Raw genomic sequence first — 15,600 nt, 5'->3', positions numbered from 1 at the left:
TCGCATTACTTTACGCGATTCAAGAAAAAAGCGACGCATAGTACGAAGTCAACAGTGCGCACCCCGGATTTCCGCATTTTCATAGGGCGATTTCAATCGTGCGCTGGATTGTCATAACTGTAAGATATACTCAAAGCAATGCTTTAAGGATACTAATGATGCACCGTTACGCTGGGGGAAAGTTGTCGTGCTGATACTGGCAATCGCACTATATTTCGTACTTGCCTGCCTGATCAGCTGGATGGTCTTGTTCCCGGCCGGCCGCGAGTTCGTGCTGAATGCGCTGGCCGGCGCCGGCCAGCGGTTGCAACAACGGGTCGGCCGCCTCGCCGCGCGTGGGCAGCAGGACGCCGGCGCGCTGGGCCGCACGGGTCGCGCATCGGCGGGCGAGATCGGCGCCTTCCTGCGTCAGCACTATGTGTTGTGCCTGGGCGGTGCGGCGCTGATCTGCATCCCGCCGCTGCTGGCGCTGCTGATGAGCACCAGGAGCACGCTGAGCGGCTTCGAAACCTCGACCCGGGAAGTCAACACCCAGGTCGCCGATCTGCTGCAAGGCGAGCAACTGGTTCCGCCGCCGACGCTGCCGCCGCTGGTGTTCGCCTCGGCCGAGGTGGCGCAGGAGCGGCCGATGCTGGTCTCGGCCAGCCGCGACTGGGCATTGATGGATGCGGCTTACGCCCAGCGCCTGCTGATGGCCTTCAAGATCATGAAGGAAAAGCACGGTTACGACATGGCGATCCTGGAAGGCTACCGCAGCCCGGAACGCCAGAACGCCCTGGCCGCGATGGGACCGAACGTCACCAACGCGGCGGCGTTCCAGAGCTGGCACCAATACGGCCTGGCCGCCGACTGCGCGTTTCTGCGCGACGGCAAGCTGGTGATCTCGGAAAAAGATCCGTGGGCCATGCGCGGCTACCAGCTGTACGGCGAAGTGGCCGAATCGCTGGGCCTCACCTGGGGCGGGCGTTGGAAGATGATGGATTTCGGGCACACGGAACTGCGTGTGGCCGGTGTGATGAAACGATAAGGTACGGGCAAAATGGCGGCATGGCTTAAAACTCTGATGATGGCGATACTGGCGTTCGGCGCCAGCTGGCTGGGCGCCGTGTGGTACTGGCGCGCGAACAACCGCGTGCCGGCCACCGACGACCTGGTGCTGTACCTGCTGGTGCTGCCATTGGCCTTGCTGGCCGTGTTCTGGCTGGGCCGGAAAATCTATCGCGGCATCAGCGCGCCCGCCGCCGCTGTCCCTGGCGCCGCCGCAGCGCAGGCCGAGGTTCCAGCCGCACCGGCGCGCGGACCGGCGCTGTCGCTGTTGGCGGCCGCCGTGCGCGCACCGCATGGCATGTCCGCCTCCGAGTTGGGCGCGGCACTGGCCGGCGCGCAGGCCCGCCCGGCGCTGGACTCCGAACTGAACGACGAGCAGGGCTATCCGGTCATGAGCGCCCGCATCGCCGACATCGATCCCGATCCGTTGCGCGAGGAAGTATCGGCATGGCTGGCCGTCCACAATCTGGAGCCGCACTTCAGCGACGAACAATGGCGCGCGCTGAGCGCGGGCAGCGAAGTGGTGAGCGAGCTGTCCTCGCAGCTGGCGGGCCATCCGCAACTGGAAGCGCACGCCGAACACGTGGCGCGGCGCGAACCATCGCCGCTGCCGATGCTGCAATTGCAGCCCGTGTGGCAGGCCGAATGGAAGCCGGAGCAGCGCCAGGCAGCGGCCCTGTGGCTGCGCCACGTGCTGACGCAAGCCGGGTGGCCCGAAGAACGCATCGCCGTCGCGCCCGAACGCGGCGCCGCCGATACCGAAGTGTCCACCGCGCTGACGCGGCTCTTGTCCAACGAACCGCCTGCACTGACGCTGGTGGTAGCCTGCGGCTCGCACATCGGCGAGGGCAGCGTCGAGCGACTGGGCAACGCCGCCGCGCTGTTCAGCGCCAGTCACCCGCAGGGCCAGATCCCTGGCGAAGGCGCGGCCGGCCTGCTGCTGGCCGATGCGGCGCAAGCCGCGCTGCTGGCGCCCGGCGCACAACTGCCGCAGCTGCTGGCCGTGAACAGCGGTCGCCTGCCCCACTCCGCCGACGAATCCAAGCGCGCCAACGCCGAACTGCTGCTGGAACTGAGCACCAAGGCGCTGCATAGCGCGGGCCGCGAAGCATCGGCCATCGCCCTGATCACCGCCGATACCGACCACCGCACCAGCCGCGTCATGGAGCTGATGGGCGTGATGGCGGAAACGACGCCGCAGCTCGATCCCGGCGCCGACGTATTCAGCGTCGGCGCGGGATGCGGCAGCTGCGGCGCCGTCACGTATTTGACCGCGCTGGCATTGGCGCGGCAGGAAGCGGAGAGCCGCAACGCCGCCATCCTGTGCATCAGCAATCTGGACCCGTTCCGGCGCGATGTCGCCGTGATCGGCCCCGCAGCACCCGTAGCAGTTTGATTTTCCCGAATTTTTCTAGAGCCCTCAATCATGATGCAAAAAACCTGGCAATTCCTGACGACCCGCAACAGCCTGATCGTGATCGGCTGGGTGGCCTTCGCCGCCTTTTTGCTGATCGCCGCAGCCATCCTGCAGTGGCCGGCCAGCGTCGCCTGGACGGTGCTGGCGATCGCGCTGCTGTTCGGCGCCATCGTCTGGCTGTGGCGCCGCCATCGCCGCCAGCGCGCCGCCGCCCAACTGGGCGACATGCTGGAACAGCAGGTCAACAAGACGCCCGCCAAGCCTGACCCGGCCCAGCGCCAGGAGACGGACGTGATCCGCAAGCGCCTGCTGGACGCCATCTCCACCATCAAGGGATCGAAGATCGGCCAATTCTCCGGCAACGCCGCGCTGTACGAGCTGCCGTGGTATATGGTGATCGGCAATCCGGCGGCCGGCAAGAGCACGGCCATCGCCAGCTCCGGCCTGCAGTTCCCGTTCGCCGACACCAAGATCGTGCAAGGCGTGGGCGGCACCCGTAACTGCGACTGGTTCTTCACCACCGACGGCATCCTGCTCGATACGGCCGGCCGCTACTCCGTCGTCGACGAAGATCGCGGCGAGTGGTTCGGCTTCCTCGATCTGCTGAAAAAATACCGCAAGAAGGCGCCGATCAATGGCGTCATCATCGCCGTCAGCGTCGCCGAGTTGACGCGCAATCGTCCCGAATTCGCCATCAACCTGGCCAAGAACCTGCGCCAGCGCGTGCAGGAACTGACCGAGCGCCTGGAAGTGCATGCGCCGGTGTACGTGGTCTTCACCAAGGCCGACCTGATCACCGGCTTCAACGAATTCTTCCAGGACGCGGAGCGCGGCGAGCGCGATAAAATCTGGGGCGCCACCCTGCCCTACAGCCAGTCCACCACCAGCGAACAGATACTCGACCAGTTCGACGCCCGCTTCGATGAGCTGTACGACGGCCTCAAAGACCTGAGCCAGGCCAATATGGCGCTGCAATGGCGCGAGAGCATGCCACCCGGCGTGTTCACCTTCCCGCTGGAATTCAGCTCGGTCAAGCCCTCGCTGCGCGCATTCATCGCCACGCTGTTCGAAGAAAATCCGTTCCAGTTCAAGCCCGTGTTCCGTGGCTTCTACTTCACCAGCGCGCTGCAGGAAGGCGAATCCGTTTCCGCCTCCTCGCACCGCGTGGCCCAGCGTTTCGACCTGAAGCTACAACCGCAGGAACACGAAGAAACCCACCAGCAGCAAGGCTACTTCCTGCTTAACCTGTTCCGCAAAGTGATCTTCGCGGACAAGGATCTCGTGGCCCAATACGCCAGCCCGGCCAAGACCCGCATGCGCTACGCCGCCTTCTTCGCCGCCACCGCGTTTGTCGGCCTGGCGCTGGCCGGCTGGAGCTGGTCCTACATGAACAACCGCCAGCTGGTCGCCAACGTCCAGGCGGACCTGGACCAGGCCATCAAGGTTCAGCAGAACCGCATGGACCTGCAATCGCGCTTCCAGGCGCTGGAAATCCTGCAAGACCGTATCGAACAACTGGACAACTATCGCGACCATCGCCCGCTGGGTCTTGGCCTGGGCCTGTACCAGGGCGACCTGCTGGACCGCAAGCTGCGCGAGGAATACTTCGCCGGCGTGCGTGAAGTGATGTTGAAACCTGTCGGCCAGTCGCTGGAGTCCTTCCTTGCGGAAGTCAACAGCGGCGCGGCGCAGTTGCAGCCTATGGCCAAGCCGGTGACGGCTGCTGCCGGCAACGGCACCGCCGCCGTCGCCGCCGATGCCACGGCCGCCGCGCAGGTCAACAATGGCGCCACGCAGTTCAAGGACGCCTCGCCCGCCAACGCGGAAGACGCCTACAACGCGCTGAAAACCTACCTGATGCTGAGTGATAAATCGCGTGCCGAGGCCGGCCACCTGAACGACCAGCTGACCCGCTTCTGGCGCGTCTGGCTGGACGGGAACCGTGGCGCCATGCCGCGCGAGCAGATGATACGCAGCGCCGAACGCATGATTTCCTTCTACCTGGCGCAGATCAACGACACCTCGTGGCCGCAGATCGACGGCAAACTCGCACTGGTTGACCAGACCCGCGACAACCTGCGCCGCGTGGTGCGCGGCATGCCGGCGCGCGAGCGCGTCTACGCCGACGTGAAGGCCCGCGCCGCTACGCGCTTCCCGTCGATGACCGTGGCCCGCATCGTCGGCGATCAGGACAAGGAACTGGTCCTGGGCAGCTACGCCATTCCAGGCAGCTTCACGCGCCAGGCATGGGAAGGCTTTGTGCAGGACGCCTTCCGCGAAGCGGCCAACCGCGAAATGCAAAGCGCCGACTGGGTGCTGAAAACCTCGTCCAAGGATGACCTGACGCTGGAAGGCAGCCCTGAACAAATCCAGAAATCGCTGGTGGAACTGTACAAGAATGACTACGCCAAGGAATGGGAGAAGTTCGTGCAAGGCGTGACCATCCGCGAGCTGGATGGCTTCGACACCGCCGCCGCCGCGATGAACCGCCTGGGCGATCCGCAGACCTCGCCGATCAACAAACTGGTGACCACCGTCTACGAGCAGACCTCGTGGGACAACCCGTCGCTGCTGGACGCCGGTCTGCAACGCGCACAGCGCGGCGTCACCGGCTGGTTCCGCGAAACCATCCTGCGCCAGAAGCCGTCGCAGATCAACGTCAACCTCGGTTCCGCCAACGGCAGCAACGTGCAGAACGCGGCACTGCCGCTTGGCCCAGTCGGCCGCGAGTTCTCCGGTGTGGCCCGCCTGGTGGTCGCCAAGGACAAGGATGCCTCGCTGATGCGTGGCTATATCGACCAGATGTCCAAGCTGCGCACGCGCTTTAACCAGATCAAGAACCAGGGCGATCCCGGTCCGGGCGCCAAGCAGCTGATGCAGCAAACGCTGGACGGCACCGGTTCCGAACTGGCCGACGCGCTGAAATACGTCGACGAGCAAATGCTGACCGGGATGACCGACGCGCAGAAGCTGGCGATTCGTCCTATCCTGGTTCGCCCGCTGATGCAGACCTTCGCCGTCATCGTCAAGCCTACCGAGACCGAGATCGACAAGGTCTGGTCCGCGCAGGTACTGCAACCGTTCAGCAAGAACCTGGCGCTGAAATACCCGTTCGCCACGGAGTCCCGTGCTGAAGCGACCAACGCGGAGATCGGCGAGATCTTCGGCCCGGACGGCGCCATCGCCAAATTCTTCAACACTACCATCGGACCGTTGGTGGTGCGCCGCGGCGATTCGCTGAGCGCCAAGACCTGGGCCAATATGGGCGTCAACCTGGCGCCGCCAGTGGTAGCGGCCTTCCCTAACTGGATCGCACCGCTGTCGGCGGCGGGCGTCGCCAACACGGCGGCATCGAGCGGCGGCGAAGCGCAAACCATGTTCGACCTGCAGGCGCTGAGCGCGACCGGTGCGACCGAGTTCACCATCGAAATCGACGGCCAGTCGCTGCGCTGGCGCGGCCAGCCGCAGCCATGGGTGCACATGGCGTGGCCGAATCCGCAGGGCGTGCCTGGATCGAAGATCACCGCGATCACGCCGGAAGGCCGCAGCATCGTGCTGCTCAACGAGCCTGGCCACTTCGGCCTGAAGAAAATGATCGATGCCGCCAAACGCAAACGCAAGGACAATGGCGCGTTTGAACTGAGCTGGGACAACGCCGGCGTTGTCGTCACCGCCAACCTGAAGATCGTCACCACGACCCAGGCTCCTGCGCCGCAACCGGTGCAGGCGGCACAAGGCTTCAAGCGCCTGCGCCTGCCGGAATCGATCATCGCTGCCGCACCTGCGGCACCGGCGCCGGCCGCACCGCAAGCGCCAAGCGCTCCGGCCGCACCGGCAGCAGCACCGGCGGCCACGCCCGCACCCAAGCCACCTGTAGCTCCGGCGCGCACCGCCGCAGCCACCGTCACCTCGGGAGCCATGCAATGAGCCGCGGCGCCACCCCGATCAGCGTCGGCTACTTCGGCAAGATTCCTACCCGCGGCGATTTCGTCAAAGGCAGCGACAGCCCGGCACTGATCAAGGTGCTGGACGACTGGCTGTCGCAGGCGATGGAGCTGATGAGCACAGACGCCCGCTGGAAGCTGAACTACGACGCCGTCGCGCCGCTGCACTTCGCCTTCGTCGGCCCGCGCCGCCGGCATGCCATCGCCGGCCACATCGTCGCCAGCAGCGACCAGTCCAGCCGCCGCTATCCCTTCCTGATGATGGGCGCGATGGAAGTCAACGAACCAGCAGCCTTCGTGCCGAACTCCCCGCTGGTGCTGACACGCTTGTGGAATCGCCTGGAAGCGCTGACCACCAGCGTACGCGAAGCCGGCGACCCGGCGCTGCCGCTGCAAAGCGCGGCCAGCCATCTGGTCGAACTCGATCTGCGTTCGGCCGCCTATGATGCAGCCTTCGAGGACTTCCTCGAACTGCAAACCATCGGCGCGCTCGATGCGATGCTGGCGCAGACCGGATTCAAAGGCTCGGCGCGGCAGATCCTGCTGGCCCTGGGCATGCTGCTGCAGCCTGTGATGGCCAGCAGCTCCAGCCGCCTGGAGAAAAGCCTGCTGCTGCCGCTGCCGACCGATCCGATGTACCGCAACCTGGTCGCCGCCTTCTGGATGCACCTGATTACGCCCTTCCTGGCCCGCGCCGATTTCGAACTGGCGCTGTTCGTCACCCGCATCGAGCAGCGGCCCGCGCTGGTGCTCGGCTTCAGCGGTGCGTCTGCGCAGACGCTGCGCGCGATCATGGACCCGCAAACGGGGCTCGATCATCACATCGACTTCGAACAGCTGGACTGGGTGGAAGAACAGATCGATACCGACTACGGCATCAAGAAGCTGTCCACCTATCTGGCGCAAGCCAACCTGTCACTCAAGTCCGCGCTGGATTCCGTCGGCGCGGCGTTTATCGGAACCTGACCATGCGCTCTAACCAATTGATAGCCCAAGCCCTGCTGGCCGGCCTGTGCGCGATCGCCACCGGCGCCAATGCCCAGAACCCAGGCCTGGCGCCTGCCGCGCCGGAACCTGGCCAGGTACTCGCTAGCGGCACCGTGCCGGACGAAGGCAGCAAGGCCGCCGTACTGGCCAAGCTGCGCGAAGTCTACGGCGCCGACAAGGTGGTCGACCAGATCGCCATCGGCCCGGTCGCCATGCCCGCCAACTGGAACGGCTACGTACAAAAACTGATCACGCCGGATTTGAAGCAGATCAGCCGTGGACAGCTGAAAATCGATGGCAGCAACGTCAGCCTGCGCGGCGAAGTCGCCAACGAGGCAGTGCGCCAGCGTATCGCCAGCACCGTCGCCACCAGCCTGAATCCGACCTACACGGTCAACAACGGCCTGCGCGTATCGGCGGCCGACCAGAGCATCCTGGACACCACGCTGGCCAACCGCACCGTCGAATTCGAAAGCGGCAAAGCCACGCTGACGCCGGCCGGCAAAGCCATCCTCGACGAGATGCTGGCCGCGCTGTTCAAGCTCAAAGGCCGCAAGGTCGAGATCATCGGCCACACCGACAGCGCCGGCCTGCGCGCCACCAACCTTGGCCTGAGCCAGGCGCGCGCGGAGACCGTCAAAGCCTACTTCTCCAGCCATGGCTTGAACGGCGACCTGCTGACCGCCAGCGGCCAGGGTCCCGACCGGCCTATCGCCAGCAACGACAATGCGGATGGACGCGCGCGCAACCGCCGCATCGAATTCCGCATGGCTCAATAATCAACAAGAGGACATCATGTTTTCAGCAGAGCAGTTACTCATCCCCATCAGCGACAGCCGCCCTTCCGGCGAGGATCTGTCGTTTTCGTCCGACCTGGACGCGATCGCGCAGGCGCGCAAGTTCGACGACCCTTCGCTGGATCAAGGCGAATGGGTGACGGAGTTAAAGGAAGCGGATTGGGATTTCGTCGTCAAGCGCAGCGCTGCGCTGTTGACGGAGAAGAGCAAGGACTTGCGATTGGCCGTGTGGCTGACCGAGGCCGCCGCCAAGCAGCATCACCTGCGCGGCCTGGGTGAAGGCTATCGCCTGCTGGCGGGCCTGTTTGAACAATACTGGGACATGGGCTTGTATCCGGAAGCGGACGGCGGCGACAACGACCAGCGCATCGGCAATCTAAGCTGGATACTGGCGCGCACGAAGACACTGATCCGCGAGCTGCCATTGACTGAGGGCCGCAATTCGGCCTACTCCACCATCGACTTCGAAACCGCCCGCAAGCGCGCAAATGGCGGCAGCGACAACGACCAATCCGGCGCGCCCAAGCTGGCGGACATGGAAGCGGCCAAGCGATCCAGCTCGGCGCAGTTCATCGCCAAGTTCTCCGCAGACGCGCAATACTGCATGGACGCGCTGCTGCAATTGGAGAAAGTGGCGGATGCAAAGCTGGGCCAGGACAGCCCTGGCTTCTCCGCCGCGCGCGACGCCGTGCAATCGATGCTGCATGTGATGCCGGTGGCGGCCAAATCCAACGGCGCCGAAGCGCACGCGGACGACTACGCCGACGAACAGCCATCCCACGCCGACAATGGCGCAGCGGCGCCGCAGCAGCGTGAAGGGGTCTCCGGCCCGATCCGCAATCGCACCCAGGCCATCGCGCAGTTGCGCGCCGTGGCGAAGTTCTTCCGCGATACCGAACCACACAGCCCGGTTTCCTACTTTGCGGAGAAAGCCGCCAACGCCGGCGAACAGGATCTGCACACCTGGCTGCGCTCCGTCATCAAGGACGAAAGCTCGCTATCCCACATCGAAGAGATGCTGGGCGTACAGCCACCAAACTAACCCCCGTCATTCCCGCACAGGCGGGAATCCATAGAACGGCGGCTCCGCAAACTCAGCATGGGCTCCCGCTTTCGCGGGAGCGACCGTGGCGGTTATTCGCCGATCAGTTGAACCGCGTCTACCCGCTTGTAACCATGCTGCACGTTGTTGGCGATGGTGATCTTGACGCCTTTGACTTTGTAAGCCGTCTTCTCGAAGCTGCGCACGAACCACGTGCGGTTGCCGCGCCGGTCCTGCTTGACTTCGCTGATGCCGGTCCAGATGGTGTTCCACTTGCCATCCGTATCCTGCAACTCCACCTTGTTCACCGCCTCCACGCCGTCGCCGCCGGGGATAATCACCCGCACCTCGGTCGCGTTGACCGGCTTGGCGTAGCCCACTTCCAGCCAGTCGAAACCCTTGTCCTGGTTGTTGTTGGTCCAATCGCGGTCATCCGACGCACCGACGACGTTCTTCGCCACGTTGACCTCTGACGGCTCTTTCCCGTTGTCGTCGCCGAAGGTCGAACTGGCCTTCGCAGCGGTCGCCCATTGGCCTTTCGGGTCGTTCAGGTACTTGTCTTCCATCGTGCCGTAATCGAGCAGCGCCTGTTTCTTGGCCATCTCCTGCTGCTCGGCAGTCTGCTCTGCGGCCGGAGCCGCAGCTGCTGCGGGCGCCGCCGCCGGCGCTGGAGCGGTGGCCGCCGGTGTGACCTCCGGCTGTTCCTTCTTGTGGCATGCCGTCAGTATTAACGTGGACATCAGCAGCGCAATGGTGGCTGGGTGTTTCATCATCGTGAATCTCCTTATTTAACGGTGTACTTGAACTGGCCCTGCTTGTTGGCGCTGACCTTGATCTTGCTGATTACCGCACCTTCGGCCATCTTGGTCAACACGGATTCGGCCACTTCCGGCAACAACGTGCCGTTCAGGATATTGTCGACATTGCGCGCGCCGGAATCGACTTCCGTGCAGCGCGCCAGCACAGCTTCCACCAGCGCCTCGTCATAGCTGAACTCCGCCTTGTGATTGACGCTGATACGCTGCTGGATCTTGCCCAGTTTGAGCTTGATGATCTCCACCAGCACATCGTCGGGAATCGGATAGTACGGAATCACCTTCAAGCGGCCCAGGAAGGCCGGCTTGAACTGCTTCATCAGGTGCGGGCGGATCAGTTCTTCCAGCGCCGCCGGGTCGGGCAGTTCATCGCCGGTCTTGTTCAGGCAAGCCTGCATCATCGCGGCGGAAGCCACGTTCGAGGTCAGGATGATGATGGTGTTCTTGAAATCGATCTCGCGGCCTTCCGCGTCGTCCATCACGCCCTTGTCGAACACCTGGAAGAACAGCTCCATCACGTCCGGGTGTGCCTTTTCCACTTCATCCAGCAGCACCACGCTGTATGGATTGCGGCGCACGGCCTCGGTCAAGACACCGCCTTCGCCATAGCCCACATAACCCGGTGGCGAGCCTTTCAAGCCCGAGACGCTGTGCGCTTCCTGATACTCGCTCATGTTGATGGTGATGAGTTTTCGCTCGCCACCGTACAGCACATCGGCCAGTGCCAGCGCGGTCTCGGTCTTGCCGATGCCGGACGGGCCGACGAACAGGAACACGCCTTTCGGCTTGTTCGGATCGTCCAGGTTGGCGCGCGACGTGCGTACGCGCTGCGCCACCGCCTCGATCGCATGCGGTTGGCCAAGCACGCGCTGTTCCAGCATCGGCTTCAGGTTCAGCACCGTCTTGATCTCGTCCTTGACCATTTTGCCCAGCGGGATACCGGTCCAGCCGGCGACGATTTCCGCCACCACATGCCCGTCAACCTGCACCGGCACCATCGGCGTTTCGCCTTGCAGCGATTTCAATTCCGTTTGCAGCGCCTGCAGATCCTTGCTCTGGCTTGCACCGCCCTCGCCGCCCGCCTCCAGCACCACGCGGCCGGCCTTGATCTGCTCCGTCAACGCCTTTTCTTTCTCCCAGCGCGCAGACAGCTCGGCATGCTGCGCAGCGGCGGCCACACGGCCGGCTTCCAGCTCCGCCAATCGCGCCACGTGCGCGGAACCGCCGGTGCTCTGCTCGCGTTGCAGCGACGCCGATTCCGCCGCGATGCGTTCCAGCTTGCGCGCCAGGTTCTCGATCAGCGCAGGCGTGGCATTCTGGCCCAGCGCCACTTTGGCGCAGGCGGTATCGAGCACGCTGATCGCCTTGTCCGGCAGCTGCCGGCCCATGATGTAGCGATGCGACAAACGCACGGCCTCGGTGATCGCTTCGTCGTACACGCGTACGCCGAAGTGCCTCTCCATCAGCGGAGCCATGCCGCGCAACATGGCACAGGCCAGTTCCTCGCTCGGCTCTTCGACCTTGACGACCTGGAAGCGGCGCGCCAGCGCGGCGTCTTTTTCAAAGTACTTCTTGTACTCGCCCCAGGTGGTGGCGGCGATGGTACGCAGCTCGCCGCGCGCCAGTGCAGGTTTCAGCAGATTGGCCGCGTCGTTCTGGCCAGCCTGGCCGCCCGCGCCGATCATGGTGTGCGCTTCGTCGATGAAAAGGATGATGGCGTGCGGGCTTTTCTTCACTTCGTCGATGACGTTCTTCAGACGGTTCTCGAACTCGCCCTTGACGCTGGCGCCGGCTTGCAGCAGGCCCATATCCAGCGTATGAATCTCCACGCCTTTCAGCACATCCGGCACGTCGTTCAAAGCGATGCGCAGCGCCAGGCCCTCCACCACGGCGGTCTTGCCGACGCCGGCCTCGCCGGTCAGGATAGGATTGTTCTGGCGGCGACGCATCAGGATGTCGATGGCCTGGCGGATTTCCATGTCGCGGCCGATCACCGGATCGACCTTGCCGTCGCGGGCGCGCTGCGTCAGGTTGGTGGTGAACTGGTCCAGCGCCGGCGTTTTGGAAGCCGCCTTGTCCGACAGGTCGCCGACCGGATCGCCGCCCAACTCTTCACGCTCGCCGCTCGCGGCGGCGTTGGAAGCTACCGCCTCGTCCGAGCCTGCGGTCAGCTTGTCCAGGTTGTGCTTGATCTGGTCGACTTCGAATTTGGCGAACAGCTTGGAACCGCGATACGCTAGCTGCGCCAGTTCAGGTTCCGTCAACAGCGCTTGCAGCAGATGGCCGCTGCGTATCTGCGCCTGCTGGCCCGCCTGCAGGTCCAGCGATGCGATCAGCCATGCGTGTTCGAACAGCTTGGGCAGCCGCTCGGAGAATACCGGCGTGCGCGAGTTACCCGTCTTCAGCCGGGCAATCTCGGCCTGCAAATCCGCCTCCAGCATGCTGACGCTGATGCCGCTCTGGCGCGCGATGACGACGAAATCGCTCTTGGGCTGCTCCAGCAGCGCCAGGAACAGGTGCTCAATATCCACCTCGTACTGCCCCAGCGAGACACACAGGCTGGCGGCGCGGGTGGCAGCCGTGCGGCTGGTGTCGTTCAGTTTTCCGATCAAAGTCTTCAGGTTGATGCTCATGATGGTTCCTTATTATTTATACTGTTTTTATACCGTATGAATCTCATAGCGCACGTCGGCGCGGTCCTGCGTCTGGGCGTCGGTGACGAGGAAGCTATCCCACCCCAGGCGTCCGCCCACGCGGTCGTCCTCAAGCCGCGCACCCTGCACATCGGCAGCGCGCAGCACCAGCTGCACTTCATACTCCAGCGACAGCCCTGTGAACATGGTCAACATGCTCTTGAGCGCCTTCGCCGCTTTACCGCCGGGCAGGAAGGATTCGTAGCCTTCCAGATCCAGCGGGCCTATCACCAACCGTAATCGCAAATCTCGCTGCCATACGCGCGAGCCGGCCATCGCGCCCTCGCCCAGCATGGCGTTGCCCATGCCGAGTACCGTCTGCTGCTCCTGCGGCACGTCGTACCAGCAGCCGATGAACTGTTCGGCCTTGATCTGCTGGTTGAAGTACTCCGACAGCACCTTCGCTATCTGCACCGCCGACGCCGGACGCTGGCGCATGGCGGTGGCGAAGTAGCCGATCGACTCGTCAAGCACGCCGTCGCCGTCGTCGGACAACCGGTGCCGCAACGACTCGTTACCCATGCCGGCCAGCGACAGCAGCAGCGGCAGAAAGGTATCCTTGCCGTCGACCTGATACTTCAGCTCCAGCCGGTACTTGCGCCAGGCCTCGTAGAACAAGGCCAGCGCACGGTTGGAGAAGGTGTCGAGAAAGGCGCGAGGCCCCTCGTCCTTTTCGTACAGCGCATGCGCGGCGATGCGCTCCGTGTAGTGCGCGGGCAGCGTGCCGTTACTGCCCAAAAATCCCATGAAGGCAGGCGTAATGCGGATGTACTTCAGCTGCGCCGATTGCAGCGCCGCCGCCAGCGCGCGCGGGTCGGTCGGCACATCACGCGGCTCCGGCTGCATCGCTTCCAGCTGGCTGGCCGGGAAGTTCAGCGAGGTCGAATTCTGGAAGCGCAGGTAGTTCGCCACCGCACCCTCGCCCGGTGCGCCGTGGCGCTTGAGCCACAGCTCCAGCATGCGCACGGCCTGGAAATACTCGAACCGGTACGGCTGCGCAAACAGCCGCTCGATTACAGCAGGCTCAAATCGCCGCTTCGTGGCGTGCATCGCAACAGCTCCTCTCCGGTTTTATTCGATACGATCACCAGTTGGGTGAAACTATTGGCGTGCACGTACAGGCCGAGGAAGCGCTCGATGATGTGGGCGAACGCGTGAATGCCGCTACCGACGAAGGCTTCCTCGTCGATGGTCAGCCTTACCTCGATGCCGCGCACCAGGCAGGCGAACGGGTTCCCGGGCAGCCAGGTGTTGGCCGCCTTGTGCGATACCGCCAGCACGCCGCCGATCTGCCGCTGCGACGACGGTGAGCGCGGCAGGTCGTACAGCGTCAGCATCTCGCGGAAGGCATCCAGGCCGCCGTCGGCAAGCGACAGGTGGTTCAGCGACAGGTGCGAGATCAGGCGCCAGTGCGCGCCGCGACCGCGTTCGAAGCGATGCGAGGATGTCGGCTTGCGCAGGAAGCTGATGGCGCGCACGCTGGAGCCTCCCTCCAGGAACAGATCGCCGCCGCGTTGGCCGTAGCTCAGCGAGGCTGGCAGATCGCGGTTGGTGCAGCTCAGCTCCAGGCTCAGGGTATCGGTCTCCACCTCGGCCGGATCGAAATCGATATCGACGATGGAAATCTGCGTTTCGTAGCCTGGGCTCTTTTCCGCGATGATGTCGTCGCGCCGCATGACCCAGTAATGGCCATTCTTTTCCGGCGTCTGGCCGTGGCGCAGCGAGTAGAACGGGCGGAACTCCTGCACCGATTCGCCTTGCGGCGTTTGCCGCACCAGCTTCACGGAGTCGATGGACTGCACCTCGTAGGCGAAGGCGCGGCGCGCGTCGGCCAGCACCGGATAGCTGGCGGTGGTATGCGTCAGGCGTATCGGCTCGCCGCGCTGGCGGAACAGGTTGACCACCGGCGTGCAGCCCAGCAGCACGTTGTTGGTGTTCAGCGTGCCGAGCATGCGGGCGGTGTTCGAATCGGTGCGCATGCCGGACAAGGCCAGGTGCAGCGTGACCGACTTGCAGCCGGACGGCAGCACGCCGGCCAGCGCATGCAGGTCGATGTCGAAGAAGTTGAACTTCTCTGGGAAGCAGAAATACTCGGTCAGCAGCCGGTAGGCGGCATGCGAGCGTGCGGAGAAATCGATCAGCGATTCCTCTTCCTCGAAGCCGGCCGGGCTGACGGGGATTTTGTGCAGCGGTATCCAGCGGCCATTGCCGTCCGCTTCAACGTAGGCGCATACGCCGCGCATGAACAGCGCGTCGCGCAGCGCGGCGCAGAAGGATGGCTCGCCGTCGATGAACACGCGCAGCTTCGACAGGCCAAGCTGCGGTACCGCCACCTGGGCCGACGTGCTGGAGATGGTCAGGCTGATGCTCGACGTGGCATTCGGCGGCGTGCGCGTCGCCTCCGGCGCGTCGATGATGGCGGCGAAGGCCGCGTGCGTCAGCGCCAGCGGCGCGACCGTCACCGGATACGCGGTGCGGAACGTGCACACGGCGCCGCGCACCGGGCGGGTGGTCAGCTGCGTGCCACGCGGGATTTCGCTGGCGGTGGTCAGCTGCGCCGCGGCGCCGCTGAAATCCATGCGCGCGATCGAGCACGATGGAAACGGCCGCAGATAATGCGGATACAGCACCTCGAACAGTGCTTCGGTAAATTCTGGATAGTCGTCGTCGAGCCGTTTGGCGATGCGCGAATTGAGCAGCGCGAACGATTCGATCATGCGTTCGATGTGCGGATCTTCGCACACCTCGCCGCCGATCAGCAGCCGGCCGGCGATCTTGGGGTAGCGTTCGGAGAATTCGCGCGAATAGCGGCGCAGGAATCCCAGCTCCCTCTCGTAATACGGTAATAATTGGTCCAA

General features: G+C 64.2%; 10 protein-coding genes. 6 read left to right on the top strand and 4 right to left on the bottom strand.

Features of this window, described 5'->3' with window-relative positions; genetic code table 11:
* Positions 1 to 187 precede the first annotated feature (187 nt).
* Genes GEV02_RS01350 through tssA form a run of 6 tightly spaced genes read left to right on the top strand, consistent with a single transcriptional unit; the run spans position 188 to position 9,234 of the window.
* Positions 188 to 1,027, top strand: coding sequence for a M15 family metallopeptidase (locus GEV02_RS01350; RefSeq protein WP_328595685.1), 840 nt, complete (start codon positions 188 to 190; stop codon positions 1,025 to 1,027).
* Positions 1,028 to 1,063: 36 nt separating this feature from the next.
* Positions 1,064 to 2,443: a hypothetical protein gene (locus GEV02_RS01345; protein ID WP_235922575.1), complete on the top strand. Its 1,380-nt coding sequence runs from the start codon at positions 1,064 to 1,066 to the stop codon at positions 2,441 to 2,443.
* Positions 2,444 to 2,476: 33 nt separating this feature from the next.
* Positions 2,477 to 6,391, top strand: coding sequence for a type VI secretion system membrane subunit TssM (gene tssM / locus GEV02_RS01340; protein WP_152836700.1), 3,915 nt, complete (start codon positions 2,477 to 2,479; stop codon positions 6,389 to 6,391).
* A complete protein-coding gene (tagF, locus tag GEV02_RS01335; protein WP_152836151.1) occupies positions 6,388 to 7,374 on the top strand; it encodes a type VI secretion system-associated protein TagF in 987 nt (328 codons plus the stop codon). Before tssM ends, tagF begins: the two co-directional genes overlap by 4 nt.
* Positions 7,375 to 7,376: 2 nt before the next feature.
* Positions 7,377 to 8,174 carry an OmpA family protein gene (locus GEV02_RS01330; RefSeq protein ID WP_152836150.1) on the top strand — a complete coding sequence of 266 codons (798 nt, stop codon included), beginning with the start codon at positions 7,377 to 7,379 and terminating at the stop codon, positions 8,172 to 8,174.
* A gap of 16 nt (positions 8,175 to 8,190) precedes the next feature.
* Positions 8,191 to 9,234, top strand: a complete 1,044-nt coding sequence (gene tssA / locus GEV02_RS01325; RefSeq protein ID WP_152836149.1) for a type VI secretion system protein TssA — start codon at positions 8,191 to 8,193, stop codon at positions 9,232 to 9,234.
* Between the two features lie 92 nt (positions 9,235 to 9,326).
* Here the strand turns inward: tssA and GEV02_RS01320 are convergent, their stop codons facing one another.
* Genes GEV02_RS01320 through tssF form a run of 4 tightly spaced genes read right to left on the bottom strand, consistent with a single transcriptional unit; the run spans position 9,327 to position 15,600 of the window.
* Positions 9,327 to 10,007, bottom strand: a complete 681-nt coding sequence (locus tag GEV02_RS01320) for a hypothetical protein (RefSeq protein WP_235922573.1) — start codon at positions 10,005 to 10,007, stop codon at positions 9,327 to 9,329.
* A gap of 11 nt (positions 10,008 to 10,018) precedes the next feature.
* The gene (gene tssH, locus GEV02_RS01315; protein ID WP_152836148.1) at positions 10,019 to 12,682 is read right to left on the bottom strand and encodes a type VI secretion system ATPase TssH; all 2,664 of its coding nucleotides are present in this window, start codon (positions 12,680 to 12,682) and stop codon (positions 10,019 to 10,021) included.
* A gap of 27 nt (positions 12,683 to 12,709) precedes the next feature.
* Positions 12,710 to 13,792: a type VI secretion system baseplate subunit TssG gene (gene tssG / locus GEV02_RS01310; protein ID WP_152836147.1), complete on the bottom strand. Its 1,083-nt coding sequence runs from the start codon at positions 13,790 to 13,792 to the stop codon at positions 12,710 to 12,712.
* Positions 13,756 to 15,600: a type VI secretion system baseplate subunit TssF gene (tssF, locus tag GEV02_RS01305; protein WP_152836146.1), complete on the bottom strand. Its 1,845-nt coding sequence runs from the start codon at positions 15,598 to 15,600 to the stop codon at positions 13,756 to 13,758. Before tssF ends, tssG begins: the two co-directional genes overlap by 37 nt.

This window comes from Rugamonas aquatica (assembly GCF_009380215.1).
In the GTDB taxonomy this organism is placed as follows: Bacteria; Pseudomonadota; Gammaproteobacteria; order Burkholderiales; family Burkholderiaceae_D; genus Rugamonas; species Rugamonas aquatica_B.
This window is presented reverse-complemented; position numbering and strand designations above follow the sequence as displayed.